Here is a 15,541-nt window from a genome sequence, read left to right on the forward strand (position 1 = left end):
CAATTTCGGATTGCAAATATAATAGTAGTAATGCTTTCTTATTATGACATCGTAGACAATCTTTGGACGTACGCTCTACAATATTCTAGAATAAAATTATTACTTAATCAAAATATCCCTTCTTCTTGTGAGATAGTGAAGTAGTGATAACTAAACATTAAAATACCTGTATAATAGCAATCCGGTAGTTCAAAGTAAAATATCTATTTCATTAAAACTTTAAAGGGCAATTGACTACCTATTTCTGAAAAATCGGGTAGGAGCTTGCATATTCATTTACTTCTTTGCCAATTCTAAGTATTTCGTCATCATCTTTAGAATTGCTCACTACACTGTCAATCCAAGATGCTATCTTTTCCATTTGATCTTCCTTCATTCCTCTAGTCGTAATTGCAGCTGTTCCTATGCGAATACCGCTAGTCACAAAAGGCGATTCAGAATCAAATGGAACCATATTTTTATTCACGGTAATATGAGCTTTCCCTAATGCAATTTCAGCGTCTTTTCCTGTTATTCCTTTGTTTCTTAGATCTATGAGCATCATGTGGTTATCCGTGCCATCTGAGATAATGTTGTAACCTTTAGCCTTCAAAGAGTTCGCTAATGATTGTGCGTTCAATTTTGTTCTAACAGTGTAATGCAAGAAATCTTCTTGTAAAGCCTCCTCAAAAGCCATCGCTTTCGCTGCAATGATATGCATTAAAGGACCACCTTGGTTTCCAGGAAAAACTCCACTATTAAGTAATGTGGACATCATTTTAAGATTACCATTCTTTAATTTTTGGTCGAATGGATTTTCAAAATCCTTGCCCATGATAATAATTCCACCTCGAGGACCTCGTAATGTTTTATGCGTAGTACTTGTGCATATATGCGAATGCTCTACCGCATCTTGAAGTAGACCTTTGGCAATTAATCCAGCTGGATGAGCGATATCTGATAATAAAACTGCCCCAACATTATCTGCAATCTCCCTGAACTTTTTATAATCAATCTCCCTACTATATGCTGACGCTCCGGCAATAATTAATTTAGGTTGCTCTTTTTCAGCAATTTTTGCTATCTCATCATAATCCAAAAGACCTGTTTCGCGATCAACTCCATAAAATGATGTGCTGTATAATTTCCCTGAAAAATTCACTGGAGATCCATGGGTTAGGTGACCGCCGTGTGAAAGGTCAAATCCTAGAATTTTATCTCCAGGATTTAAGCAAGCATGAAAAACTGCTGTATTGGCTTGGCTTCCAGAATGGGGTTGCACATTGACGTATTCTGCATTAAATAAAAGCTTCGCTCGTTCAATCGCTATAGTTTCGATTTTGTCCACGATCTCGCAGCCGCCGTAATATCTTTTATCAGGATATCCTTCTGCATATTTATTGGTCAGTATAGAGCCTGCCGCTTTAAGCACATTATCGCTAACATAGTTCTCGCTGGCAATCAGTTCTAGTCCTGAAACCTGTCTTTTAGCTTCTAAATCAATCAGATCAAATATCTCGTTATCCATTGCTGTCATTTGTGAAAAAATTATATACAAAAATAGGTCACAACCTCTATGTTAGGGGCTCTCAAATATAGTTTTGATTATTACTTTTAAACAGTTTAACAACCATATATGCCAGCCCAGACCAACAACCCCAATCGCAGATCATGGATAGGATACAGCAAGGACTCTCACTTCCCTATTCAAAACATACCTTTTGGTGTGTTTCTTACTCGTGAGAATGTCATTACCATAGGTACTCGCATAGGCGATCACGCTATAGATCTAGGTGCTCTTCAAGAGTTGGGATACTTTGCAGACGTACCTCTTACTGATGATATGTTCATGCAGGATACCTTAAACGATTTCATATCTGATGGTAAAAAAACTTGGAGGCTAGTGCGCAATCGCATCGGTGATATTTTTGATAAGGACAATGATGAATTGAGAGACCACAAGGAAAATAGAGATCGGGTCATTTTTCACATAGACGAAGTCGAGATGCAGCTACCGGTACTTATAGGAGACTACACAGATTTTTACAGCAGTAAGGAACATGCTATAAATGTAGGATCTATGTTTAGAGACAAGGAAAACGCTTTAATGCCCAATTGGATTCATATGCCTATTGCGTATCACGGTAGGTCCAGTTCAATCATTCCATCAGGCATTAACATACATAGACCAAAAGGTCAAATGCTCAATAAAGACACCAATGAGCCAGTTTTTGGCCCCTCAAAAAAGGTTGATTTTGAACTCGAGACCGCCTTTATCACTACTGATGCCAACAAGTTGGGTGAACCTATTGATATCAAACAGGCCGAAGATTATATCTTTGGGATGGTGTTACTTAATGACTGGAGCGCTCGCGATATACAAAAATGGGAATATGCACCACTAGGGCCTTTCTTGGGCAAAAACTTTGCGACATCGATCAGTCCTTGGATTGTCACCATGGATGCATTGGAACCTTTTAGATGCGCTGGTCCTGAGCAGGAAAAAACGCCACTTAAATATTTGAATCACAAACCCAAGAGTAGTTTTGATATCCATCTAGAAGTGGATCTCACTCCAGAAAATGGAACGCCTACTACGCTTACCAAGTCCAATTTCAAACACCTTTACTGGAGCATGTCCCAGCAACTGGCGCATCACACCATTAACGGCTGCCGCATCAACAGTGGTGATCTTATGGGTAGCGGTACGATTTCTGGTCCAGTGCCAGATAGTTACGGTTCGCTGTTGGAGTTAAGCTGGAATGGAGAGCAACCCATACGTTTGAACGATGGTACCCAGCGTAGCTTTGTAAACGACAACGACACGATTACGATGCGAGGCTATTGCAACAATAATTCCGTTAGGATAGGTTTTGGCGAAGTGTCCAATAAATTAATTCCTTCGTACACGGCCACTGTTAAAGGCAGCAAATAGTTGTAATTTTAGTTCGCTTTCGCGAAAGCGATATCCATCAATCCTTCTACCATCTAATATACCTATGATTTCATCCAAGATTCCTTACCAAGAACTGCGATATTTTTCCAAAATTATCAAAGCATATTTAGAGGATTCAAACGAGGTAAAGGGACTGTACCATAGGTATCCAAGGCTGGAGAATTTTGGCGATCAAATTGCTGAAAAATCTCAGCAACATGATTTGCAAAACACACGTCAGGTGTTAGTAGAAGCGTTGGGCAAGCAATACCAAAAGGTAGATGACGCCGCTGCCACGCTGCAAAACATACATCTTTTAAAGGATGATAAGACCTTTACGGTAGTGACTGGTCACCAGCTCAATCTATTTACTGGGCCGCTTTATTTTCTGTACAAAATCATATCCACCATAAATCTATGCAAAGCGCTCAAGACCGAATATCCTGAGTACAACTTCGTTCCCGTCTATTGGATGGCAACGGAGGATCATGATTTTGATGAGATCAAATTCTTCAACTTTGGAGATCGTAAGTTGGTCTATGAACGAGAAAGTGCAGGTGCTGTAGGCCGTCTGGATACGGACGGTCTAGAGAATATTAATGAGCAGCTGCAAATTCTTTTAGGCGCTTCACGATTTTCTGAGGAGCTTTCTAATCTATTCTCACAATCATATACTGCAGATAACCTCGCCATTGCGACCAGAAACTTGGCCCACGAGCTGTTCAAGCAAGATGGTTTAGTCATCATTGATGCAGATGATTCACAAATAAAAAACCTCGCTATTCCCTATTTCAAAGAGGAACTCATCGATCAGTCATCTTTTGAGACGGTTAACGAGACCTTAAAAAATTGGAATGAAGACTTCAAAGTTCAGGTCAACCCGCGAGAGATCAATTTATTTTATCTTAATGATGATGGTCGTTACCGCATCGTAAAAAAGGATGGGAAATTCTTTCTTGATGGCATCGATAAAACATTTTCAGAGGACGAAATCTTAAACGAACTCGAAGAGCATCCAGAGCGGTTCTCTCCTAATGTGATCATGAGACCGCTGTATCAGGAAATTATCTTACCCAACCTTTGCTATATAGGTGGCGGTGGTGAGATCGCATACTGGCTGGAGTTGAAAAACTATTTTGAAGGGCAAGATATTCCATTTCCCATTTTGCTATTGCGCAACTCTGCATTGTTGGTCAACACTAAGCAACTTGAAAAGCTTGAATCCTTAAAAGTTGAAGTGGCAGATCTCTTTAAAAAAGATCACGAGCTCAACGAACAGATCATACGACAAGTGTCAGAAATAGAGATCGATTTTGAACAGCAAAAGAAATTTCTCAAAAAGCAATTCAAAGAGCTTTATGCCGTGGCTCAAGACACAGATCCTTCATTTCTAGGTGCTGTTGGTGCTCAAGAGCGTAAACAAATTAAAGGCCTGGAGCATCTTGAAAAACGACTTTTAAAAGCTCAAAAACGCAAATGGAATGATCATCTAGAACGCGTCGCTGTTATCAAAAACGAACTTTTTCCTAACGATAGCCTGCAAGAACGCCAGGCTAATTTTTCATATTTCTATAAAGACATGGGTCCAGAATTGATCGATATCCTCAAGAAATCGCTAGACCCGTTAGATCCTAGATTCACTGTGATTGAACTGTGAACAATGACGGTGATTTTCTTGATAAGTGACCTTGTAGCTCTAACACCTTTTTTCTATTAAAAACCTAAATTTGCACATGCAGAACAGTGTTTTAATTCTTGATTTTGGATCCCAGTACACACAGCTTATAGCGCGTCGCGTGCGAGAACTCAATATTTATTGCGAGATCCATCCTTTCCATAAAGTGCCAGAAGATCTTTCTTCATTCAAGGCCGTCATCCTTTCAGGTAGTCCTTTTTCAGTGCGTTCTGAAGATGCACCACATCCAGACATAAGCCAGATCAAAGGGAAATTGCCATTATTGGGTGTTTGTTACGGCGCTCAATATTTAGCGCATTTTCACGGTGGCCAGGTGGCGCCTTCCAGTACCAGAGAGTACGGTCGCGCCCATCTAACGGTAATCAAGGATGCTGAGCCACTCTTTAGCAACATCACAGAGAATTCACAAGTATGGATGTCGCACAGCGATACCATCAAGAACCTACCTGAAAATGCGGTAACGCTTGCCAGTACGCAAGACGTTCTTAACGCTGCCTACAGGATAGATGGTGAAGAAACATATGGAATACAGTTCCATCCAGAGGTTTATCATAGTACTGACGGTAAGCAACTTTTACACAATTTCTTGATTGAGATTGCTGGAGTGCAACCCGACTGGACACCTGGAGCTTTTGTTGATATGACCGTTGCAGAGCTTAAAGAGAAAGTAGGCGATGATAAAGTCGTCTTGGGATTGAGCGGTGGCGTTGATTCTAGTGTGGCCGCGATTTTGCTACACAAAGCTATAGGTAAGAACCTTTACTGCATTTTTGTGAACAATGGTTTGTTGCGCAAGGATGAATACGATCAGGTCCTTGATCAATACAAGGACATGGGACTCAATGTAAAGGGTGTTGATGCCACGGCACGGTTTATGGAAGCCTTAAAAAATGTGGAAGATCCTGAGTTGAAGCGCAAGGCCATAGGCCGAGTGTTTATTGAGGTTTTTGATGATGAGGCACACGCGATTGAAGATGTGAAATTTCTAGCACAAGGAACGATTTATCCAGATGTGATTGAGAGTATATCAGTCAACGGACCTAGTGCGACGATCAAGTCACACCACAATGTAGGTGGCCTGCCAGACTTCATGAAACTCAAGATAGTAGAGCCGTTGCGCATGCTGTTCAAGGATGAAGTAAGAAGAGTAGGTGCAGAGATGGGAATGGCACAAAACCTATTAGGTCGTCACCCATTTCCAGGTCCAGGACTGGCGATACGTATTTTGGGCGATGTAGATCAGGAAAAGGTACGATTGCTGCAAGAGGCAGATGCGATTTTTATTGCAAATCTCAAGAAATGGGAATTGTACGATAAGGTATGGCAGGCAGGAGCGATTTTGCTTCCTGTAAATTCTGTTGGAGTGATGGGCGATGAGCGCACCTATGAAAAATGTGTGGCACTGCGAGCGGTAGAAAGTACAGATGGAATGACGGCAGATTGGGTAGATCTTCCCTATAAATTCCTGCAGGATACCAGCAACGAGATAATAAATAAGGTCAAAGGCGTTAATAGAGTAGTGTACGACATCAGCTCAAAGCCGCCGGCCACTATTGAATGGGAATAATATGATACGATTTATAACAGTGATTTTGTTGGTTTGTTTCGCTTTCGCGAAAGCGAACTCATCCACACTTCAAAGCTATAACAGGCATGTGGTGGAGCAAGGAGACACCATGTATATGCTTACCAATAAGTATAATGTGACTGCCGCGCAGCTCATTGAGCTTAATCCAGACCTGAAAATGGGTTTGAAAAGTGGTGCCACGATCCTGATACCTAAATCAGTTAGTGCGATTACCAATCGACCTATTGAAAGCTATGAAACGCATAAGGTTAAGCGTAAAGAAACTTTGTATTCTTTATCAAAGGAATATGGCGTGACAGAATTGGATATCAAGGAAGCCAATAAGGAATTGTACTCAAATCCTTTACGCAAGGGCGACCGTATCCAGATTCCCGTATTTGCTGAAGTTGCTCAGCCCAAAGAACCTATCGTTATCGATATCATCCCAGGAGTAACGGATATCGTAAAAGTTTCTGACACTAAAACTGAAACGGTAAAACCAGGTCAGTACAAGGTCAAAAAATCTGAAGGTAAATATAGAGTCGCTACAAATAACAACATTACGATTGCTCAATTGGAAGCCTGGAATCCAGATTTGGGAGAATTGGATGAAGGTATGATCGTCAATGTAGTGGACCCTGATAACTTATCATCGACTTCATCAGATTCCATGAAATTGCGTTACATCGATTATGAAGTAGAGCCTAAAATGACCATGTACAGCTTGGAAAAAATGAGTGGCCTAAGCGCAGATTCACTTATTGCTATCAATCCAGCGCTAAAAGATGGTGTGAAGAAGGGCATGACTATCAAGCTGCCTTATAGAGCGGTAAACGAAAAGGAGACTCCAGAATTATGGAACAGTACTGCAAAATATGCCAGATTAGTAGATAGTATTAGAAATTATGAGAATCAACGCATCGCTGTGATGTTGCCATTTTCTATCAATGGCTTGAGTAGTGATGAGTATGGCAAACAACTTAAGGAAAGCAACACCATGAGAATTGCCACTGATTTTTATAGTGGTATGATGATCGCTAGAGATAGCGCAAGAGCGTTAGGAATCAATGTGCAGTTTGATGTTTTTGACACAGGACGCAATGAGAGCACATCACTTAAAATCCTTAGAGACAATAACTTTAAAAACTACAACAGCGTTATTGGACCATTGCTGGCTAAAAATGTAGTGGCTGTAGCGAGAGAGCTCAAGGATGATGATATTCCCGTAATATCACCTTTGACTAATACCAACGTGCGTCTATATAAAAACCTGTTTCAAGCAAGGCCTGACGATCAGTTTTTGATGAATAGGCTTAAGAATTACTTGGTTAATTTCTCGCGAGGTAAGAACGTGATCATCGTTACTGATAATAAAAATCCACAGTTTAAAGATGAGTTTGCACCGTTATTTCCAGCTGCTAAGATTCTGTATCCTGACAAGAATAATTACATCTCAAGTTACAAGTATACCAGCGCGCTCTCAAAAGAAATGGACAACGTGGTTATACTTGCCGTAGATCATGTAGGTTTCATAACTGACGCGGTTTCAAATTATGCCGCCAAAGCGAGAACTCATGATATCACGATGGTAGGTATGGACGATTATGATAATATGAACATCAATAATATGGGCCTTGCCGCAGTAAATTATACCTATCCTAAGATGAATAGACACACGAGTAGTGAAAACGTTTTTGCAAATCATTATTTCAAGAAGCACGGTATCACACCTAGCGACTATGCAACTAGAGGTTTTGATGTGACTATGGATGTGATTCTAAGGCAAGCTAGTGCTGATAACCTTTATGAAAGTGCGGTACGCAATGGCAAAACGGTGATGGTAGAAAATAGCTTTGAGTACAACAAGAGATTTCTTGCTGGATTCTACAATGAGGCCTGCTATATATTGAGATATCAGCCAGATTTAACGATTGAAGAAGTAGAAGTTTCTGGTTATGGAGAATAAATCATCAATCACATCTACGGTAGAATACCTTGGAGATTTAAGATGCACATCAACGCACGTTAAAAGCGGTAGCTCATTTGCCACAGATGCACCGTTAGATAACAATGGTAAAGGTGAGGCATTCTCACCTACAGACACGGTTGCTACAGGGCTCGCCAGTTGTATGTTGACTGTTATGGGAATAAAAGCTAGAGAATTGACAGTCGATATCTCAAAAAGCACTGCAGCGGTAACTAAAATCATGTCGGCAGAGCCGCGTCGTATCTCACAAATAGACGTCCAACTAGAAATGACCGGTAATTGTGACAAGCGTACCCAACTCATTTTGGAACGAGTGGCGATGACTTGTCCGGTTCACAATAGCCTGCATCCAGATATAAAAAAGAATATCACTTTCAGTTGGGATTAAATAGTTCAAGAAAGTTCAGGGTTTGATCTTCCACTCTTTTTGATACGTATCATTGCTGTTTCAAGATGATGCAAACGCGCTGGCACATTTTTGCTGATTGTTTGAAAGCTATTTGAACCTCCTCTAAAGATGTTCGGCATGTTTTTCATTTACCACATCATTACATCATCACATTACCATAAATCAGCAGCCAATAACCTGTTGAAATAATCCATTTTTAGCGCGTGGAGTATTCCTAATTTGCTCATAAAATAAGTACTTTTGCAGCTGGTTTTCAAAAAGCACAGTTAGGTTTTATGGCACATGCAAAGTACATTTTTGTCACAGGTGGAGTTACTTCCTCATTAGGAAAAGGGATTATCGCCGCTTCACTGGCAAAACTATTGCAGGCCAGAGGACTGCGAGTGACCATACAGAAGTTGGACCCTTATATTAATGTGGATCCTGGAACGCTCAATCCATACGAACATGGCGAGTGTTACGTCACAGAAGATGGTGCAGAAACTGACCTTGACTTAGGCCACTACGAGCGTTTTCTCAATGTCAATACCTCACAGGCAAATAACGTAACTACGGGAAGAATCTACCAAAGCGTCATCGATAAGGAAAGACGTGGTGAGTTTCTTGGAAAAACCGTTCAGGTCATACCTCATATCACAGATGAAATCAAGCACCGCATTCAGATTTTAGGAAAATCTGGAGATTACGATGTGGTGATTACAGAGATAGGTGGAACCGTAGGTGATATCGAGTCCTTACCGTACATAGAAAGTGTACGACAATTAAGTTGGGAACTGGGCGAGCACAATTCGCTCGTCATACATTTGACTTTGATACCTTACCTAAGTGCCGCTGGTGAGCTTAAAACAAAACCAACACAGCACAGTGTAAAAACCTTGATGGAAAGCGGAGTGCAGGCAGACATTTTGGTATGTCGCACAGAGCACGAACTTTCTGAAGACATTCGGTTAAAACTAGCACGTTTCTGTAACGTGAAGCCAGAAGCAGTCATCCAGTCCATTGATGTAGAGACCATTTATGATGTTCCCAACAAGATGCAGGAGCAAGGTCTAGATACCGTTGTAATTAAAAAATTAAAGCTCAAGACAGGAGCGCAGCCAGATCTAACACGCTGGAATCAATTCTTGCAACGTCATAAAAACCCTAAGTCCGAAGTTACCATAGGGCTCATAGGTAAATATGTAGAACTTCAAGATTCTTATAAATCCATTCTCGAGGCTTTCATTCATGCTGGTGCAGAAAATGAGGTGAGCGTGAATATAGAATCCATTCACAGCGAACACCTTGAAGTAGGTAAAGTGTCGCAACACTTGCAACACCTTGACGGTTTGCTGGTTGCGCCAGGATTTGGTGAACGTGGTATTGAGGGCAAGATAGAAGCTGTTAAATATGCTCGTGAGAATGGTATTCCGTTTTTTGGGATCTGTCTTGGGATGCAAATGGCGGTCATTGAGTACAGTCGCAATGTATTGGGAATCAAGGATGCCAACTCATCAGAGATGGAGCGTGAAACCTCAAATCCCGTGATTTCCCTTATGGAAGATCAAAAGGATATTCTGGATATGGGCGGCACCATGCGTCTGGGCGCTTGGGATTGCGAGCTTAAGTCCGGCAGAATCAAAGAAATCTACGGTAAGGACCTCATTTCAGAACGTCACCGTCACAGGTATGAATTCAACAATGCCTATCGTGAGCAGCTGGAAAAGGCAGGTCTAGCCTGCACGGGAATCAACCCTAAATCTGGACTGGTAGAAGTGATCGAGATTGCAGATCATCCATGGTTTGTGGGCGTGCAGTACCATCCAGAATATAAAAGCACCGTGGCGTCTCCGCACCCATTGTTTACCTCGTTTGTGCAGGCAGCAGCAAATTTTAAAAGGAATAAAAAGGATTGAGGAGAGTTCGCTTTCGCGAAAGCGTAACAACCACCAACCTATTCATACATATAGAATCTAGCAAGACTAGCAAATAACCCCAATTTAGGGACATCACATATGGAAGAGAAAAAAACGGACTGGAAAACATTACTGGGAATGACCTTGATATTTGGTATTCTCATGTGGACTTTTCTTTACAATCAAGAGGAAACCCAACCTGTTGAAGAAACAGCTACAGAGCAATCTCTCACTATTGAAGATGATGCGCCAGCAGCAGCCACAGTGGCTAACGACAGCACGATCACCGCAGCGGATTCCACACGCCAGGCCGTGCCGGTAGGTAAGGAAGTGACCCTATCAAATGACCTGCTGGAACTTAAAATAAATACCAAAGGTGCGATCATTGAAACGGCACTGCTCAAGAAGTTTAAAACCTTTGATTCCTTGCCAGTTTACCTCGCTAGAGAAAACGATCATTCTCTTGATTTAATCCTTAAGGCAAAAGATGGTCGCGAGATCCATACCAAGGACCTTGTTTTTAATGCCAAAGAGTCCATGAATGGCAGCAACAAAGTTCTGGCACTAACGGCACCAGTCGGTTCAGGATCTATTGAATATCGATTTGAAATGAAACCAGATGATTACATGCTGGATTTCAACATCAGGACTCAAGGCATCGCAAGTGCTGTAAATACTTCAGAAAATCCTGTGCTGGACTGGAGAATGAAGGCGTACCGACGTTCAAAGAGTATGACAAACGAGAATCGCTATACAGAGATCAAGTTTGAATACGATGGCGGTAGCGATGATTATACAGGACAAGGCGACACTGCAGATGAAGAAGCAGAAAACATAACCTATGTAGCCTATAAGCAGCATTTCTTTTCCTCCATTCTTTTGACAGATACTCCTTTTGTGAGTGGGTTGATGGAATCGACCAACATTGAAGAAATCAACGAGGAACAAGACGAGTTCACTAAAGAGTTTGAATCCAAGCTGCTCATGGAATACAGCGGTGGCGAGTTGGCTTACAATATGGATTGGTACTTTGGTCCAACTGACTTTGACATCTTGGATGGTTACGACCGCAATCTTGATGAAGTCGTTGATCTGGGTTGGGGAATTTTTGGATGGATCAATGAATATGCGATACGTCCTTATTTCTCTTTCTTGACGGTTGATTTAGGTATTGCCTTTGGTATTGCGATCATTCTCTTGACCATATCCGTTCGTTTGGTGCTTTCACCGGTTCTTTATAAGAGTTACTTGACTCAAGCCAAAATGAAAGTCCTACGTCCAGAACTTAACCGCATTGCGGAAAAGTACAAGGACAACGCCATGAAAAAGCAACAGGAAACCATGAAGGTGCAAAGCGAGGCTGGAGCGAGTCCGCTATCGGGTTGTTTGCCGGCGCTGTTGCAAATGCCTGTGTTTTTTGCCTTATTCAAATTTTTCCCAACGGCCTTTGATTTAAGACAAAAGAGTTTCCTGTGGGCAGACGACTTGTCTAGTTACGATACGATTTATAAGTTCCCTGATGGTTTTGAAATTCCATTCTATGGTGATCACGTGAGTTTGTTCCCGATTTTAGCGTCCATCTCCATATTTTTCTACATGCAAATGACTACAGGTCAATCCATGCAGACCACGCAGCCTGGAATGCCTAATATGAAGTTCATCATGTACCTGTCACCATTGTTCATGCTGGTGTTCTTTAATAACTATGCGAGTGGTTTATCCTTGTACTACTTTGTTTCTAACTTGATTACCATAGGTATCATGTTAGTGATCAAGAACTTTATCATCGATAAAGATCGTGTTCTTGCTAAAATTGAAAAGGCAAAAGCAAAACCAAAAAAGAAAAAGGGACGCTTTGCTTCAAAAATGGCAGAAATCATGGAGCAGGCGCAAGCACAACAAGAAGCGCAAAAGAAAAAGAAATAAGCTTCTTTTTCTTATGGCCACTTTACATTGAATGAACGTACTTGAAAAATATCTTCCAGCACCGGCAGTCAGACCACTCACTGCGTTGCTGGAAATACATCAAGTTCATTTAAAGATTGTTAACGAGCGACAAACAAGGCACGGTGATTATCGACCACTACCAGATGGGTCACACAAGATCACCATTAATGCTAATCTCAACGCTTATCGCTTTTTAATTACTCTCGTTCACGAGATTGCCCATCTTGTCGCGTTCAAGAAATATGGCTATCAAATCAAACCGCATGGGTTGGAATGGAAAAAAACCTTCCAGCAATTAATGTTGCCTTTCCTAAGGCCCGAGGTTTTCCCAAATAACCTACTGCCGGTACTAGCTAGGCATTTCAAAAATCCCAAAGCCAGCAGCGATACAGATGCTGCCATGAGCGTTGCCTTGAAATCCTATGATGCGCCGACTGATAAAATCTATATATTTGAGTTGGACTACGGCTCTTATTTTATCACCTCACAGGGCCGTCGATTTCGTCGAGGTAAAAAGCTGAGGAAGCGATTTGAGTGTGTTGAAGTCGACACAGGCAGAACCTATATTTTTCAGCCAAATGTACAAGTACAATTATGGAAAAAAATCTAGAGAATAAATATGCAGTGATTATGGCCGGTGGCGTTGGATCCAGGTTTTGGCCGGTAAGCCGTCAGACATTTCCCAAACAATTTCACGATATGCTGGGACTGGGACAATCATTGTTACAAACCACTTTTGACCGGCTCAAACAGCAGGTTCCAGAAGGCAATATATTGATTCTAACAAATGCAGATTACATTCCGCTGGTTCAGGAGCAATTACCTCAAGTTCCCATGGAAAATATTGTGGCAGAGCCAGCCATGCGCAATACAGCACCTTGCATACTGCTCGCTGCTCTCAAAATCCAGAAAAAGAATCCTGACGCTATCATGATTGTGGCGCCTAGCGATAGTTATATTGAGAATAATACGCAGTTTCAAAAGGATCTCAAAACGGCTTTTTCTTTTTGTGAGGAGCATCCGCAAGCTTTGATGACATTAGGCATTGAGCCTGATTCACCTAACACTGGCTTCGGCTACATTGAGTATTTACAAGGCGACCATGATGTCAAGAAAGTCGCCCAATTTAGGGAAAAGCCAGATTTAGAGACCGCGCAGTCCTATGTAGATGCAGGGAATTATTTATGGAATTCTGGGACTTTTATATGGTCTGTAGATGCGGTATTGTCCGCTTTCGCGAAAGCGGAACCAGAACTTTTCCAATTGTTTGAAAAAGGCATACCAGCCTACAACGAAGCAGAAGAAACTGAATTTCTTGCCGAAAACTATGAAAAGGCCAAGAACATTTCTATTGACTATGCTGTGATGGAACGCAGTAAGGACGTTTATACGTTGCCGGTGGATTTTGGCTGGAACGACGTGGGAACCTGGAGTAGTTTATACAGCAGACTTACAAAAGATGAGAACTCTAATGCCCTCGTGAATGCATCGTTGACCTCGCGTGAAGCAACGGGAAACATGATCAAAACCAGACCTGGTAAGAAAGTAGTCGTTCAAGGATTAGAAAACTACATCATCGTTGATGAAGACGATGTACTCATGATCATGCCCTTGTCTGCAGATCAAGATATCAAGGAGATTAGGAATAATGCAATAAAAAAATACGGTAGTAACTTATCATAGATGGATCAGAATTCTAAAGACACCGGTGATTCCCAGTTAGAAGAAAACCAAAAAGTCATTCTAGGAATATGGGATAATTCCAAGAAATTTCTCCACGACTTACTCGATATACGTGAGGATTCTGATCGCAATGAAACGATTGAATCTGTACGCAAGGATATTTCTTTCCAGGGTCACAATGCTTGGATTTTGATCTTTTCCATTTTTGTTGCGTCCTTAGGATTAAATGTAAGTTCCACTGCGGTGGTAATAGGTGCGATGTTAATCTCACCACTTATGGGTCCTATCGTTGGCATGGGACTAGGTGTGGCGATCAATGATGATCGTATGTTGCGTAGATCACTTATTAATTTAGGTGTGATGGTTAGTCTGTCTTTACTCGCGGCAACACTGTATTTTACGCTGACACCTATATCAGAATTCACTCCAGAATTAGAAGCGAGAACAGCGCCTAACGTGCTGGACGTGCTCGTGGCCATTTTTGGTGGTCTGGCACTTATCGTGGCAAAAACTAAAAAAGGAACGATATCAAATGCCATTGCTGGTGTGGCTATTGCCACCGCTTTGATGCCGCCATTATGTACTGCTGGATACGGTATAGCAGAATGGAACCTAGCGTATTTCAGTGGAGCCATGTATTTGTTTTCCATCAACACAGTGTTCATCGGGTTATCTACCTATGTAGTCTGTAAGTTGCTAAAATTCCCGATGGTCAAATATGCGAACCAAAAGAAACGCAAGCGTATATCTGCCATTGCAACCATTGTTGGTGTGGTGGTACTCGCACCATCCATTTATTTGTTTTACCAACTGTACCGAGTGCAAGTAGAGAAGAGTGCGATCAACGAGTTCATGGACGAGTATGTACAGTATGAAGGCGTTCGTTCTACATCAGAATACGATCCTAAAACCAAAAAATTGGATGTAGTGCTCTTTGGTGCACCTGTTCCAGATTTGATCATTCAACAATGGAAAAAAAAGCTGGAGTCTTATCCAGCGTTGTCGCAAGTAACCTCGCAGTTTTATCAAGGTTCGTCTGCTCCTAATCTGGACGGCAATTATGAAAATATCGCCAGCATGCAGGAAGAGCGCATAGGTGATATTAAAAGATTACAAGATCAAGGATTACAGATCACGGCACTACAAATGGAACTGGCTGCGATAAAAAGTGAAAACCGCAGGTTTGAATCAATAAGCGAAGAAGCGCATTTGCTGTATCCCGAATTGAAAACTATTTCTTACGCGCCAAACGTGTCCAAAAGTTTTGACAATAATTCTATGGATACCGTTGATGTTTTTACCGTTACATATAACGATTCGCTCATGAAACCACTGGAACGTTTAACGGTTAATAGCCGCTTAAAGAACTGGCTAAAATACAGAATCAAGTCTGATAGTGTGATGGTGCAAACAGCTCAAGCTACGGCGTCTGGAATCTAGTTG

General features: G+C 41.5%; 11 protein-coding genes. 10 read left to right on the plus strand and 1 reads right to left on the minus strand.

The genetic code is table 11. The features are described 5' to 3' along the window. Window positions 1–238: 238 nt before the first annotated feature. A complete protein-coding gene (gene glyA, locus AAU57_RS07200; protein ID WP_055412263.1) occupies window positions 239–1,516 on the minus strand; it encodes a serine hydroxymethyltransferase in 1,278 nt (425 codons plus the stop codon). Between the two features lie 99 nt (window positions 1,517–1,615). Between glyA and fahA the strand changes: the two genes are divergently transcribed. From fahA to AAU57_RS07250, 10 genes are all read left to right on the plus strand, one after another. Further along, on the plus strand, window positions 1,616–2,914 hold the full coding sequence (gene fahA / locus AAU57_RS07205) for a fumarylacetoacetase (RefSeq protein ID WP_055412264.1): 1,299 nt from the start codon (window positions 1,616–1,618) through the stop codon (window positions 2,912–2,914). A gap of 64 nt (window positions 2,915–2,978) precedes the next feature. After that, a complete protein-coding gene (gene bshC / locus AAU57_RS07210) occupies window positions 2,979–4,571 on the plus strand; it encodes a bacillithiol biosynthesis cysteine-adding enzyme BshC (protein WP_055412265.1) in 1,593 nt (530 codons plus the stop codon). Window positions 4,572–4,647: 76 nt separating this feature from the next. Then, window positions 4,648–6,177, plus strand: coding sequence for a glutamine-hydrolyzing GMP synthase (gene guaA, locus AAU57_RS07215; protein WP_055412266.1), 1,530 nt, complete (start codon window positions 4,648–4,650; stop codon window positions 6,175–6,177). A 1-nt stretch (window position 6,178) separates the two neighbouring features. Further along, window positions 6,179–8,143 (plus strand): LysM peptidoglycan-binding domain-containing protein, encoded by a 1,965-nt coding sequence (locus AAU57_RS07220; RefSeq protein WP_197275398.1) that lies wholly within the window; start codon window positions 6,179–6,181, stop codon window positions 8,141–8,143. A gap of 7 nt (window positions 8,144–8,150) precedes the next feature. After that, the gene (locus AAU57_RS07225) at window positions 8,151–8,552 is read left to right on the plus strand and encodes an OsmC family protein (protein ID WP_055413704.1); all 402 of its coding nucleotides are present in this window, start codon (window positions 8,151–8,153) and stop codon (window positions 8,550–8,552) included. Between the two features lie 296 nt (window positions 8,553–8,848). Beyond that, window positions 8,849–10,468, plus strand: coding sequence for a CTP synthase (locus AAU57_RS07230; protein WP_055412267.1), 1,620 nt, complete (start codon window positions 8,849–8,851; stop codon window positions 10,466–10,468). Window positions 10,469–10,567: 99 nt separating this feature from the next. Continuing rightward, a complete protein-coding gene (yidC, locus tag AAU57_RS07235; RefSeq protein ID WP_055412268.1) occupies window positions 10,568–12,394 on the plus strand; it encodes a membrane protein insertase YidC in 1,827 nt (608 codons plus the stop codon). Between the two features lie 31 nt (window positions 12,395–12,425). After that, window positions 12,426–13,025 (plus strand): SprT-like domain-containing protein, encoded by a 600-nt coding sequence (locus AAU57_RS07240; protein ID WP_055412269.1) that lies wholly within the window; start codon window positions 12,426–12,428, stop codon window positions 13,023–13,025. After that, window positions 13,010–14,098: a mannose-1-phosphate guanylyltransferase gene (locus tag AAU57_RS07245; RefSeq protein WP_055412270.1), complete on the plus strand. Its 1,089-nt coding sequence runs from the start codon at window positions 13,010–13,012 to the stop codon at window positions 14,096–14,098. Before AAU57_RS07240 ends, AAU57_RS07245 begins: the two co-directional genes overlap by 16 nt. Further along, window positions 14,099–15,538 carry a DUF389 domain-containing protein gene (locus AAU57_RS07250; protein ID WP_055412271.1) on the plus strand — a complete coding sequence of 480 codons (1,440 nt, stop codon included), beginning with the start codon at window positions 14,099–14,101 and terminating at the stop codon, window positions 15,536–15,538. The last annotated feature ends 3 nt before the right edge of the window (window positions 15,539–15,541 follow it).

The sequence above is a fragment of the Nonlabens sp. YIK11 genome, assembly GCF_001413925.1.
Taxonomy (GTDB): Bacteria; Bacteroidota; Bacteroidia; order Flavobacteriales; family Flavobacteriaceae; genus Nonlabens.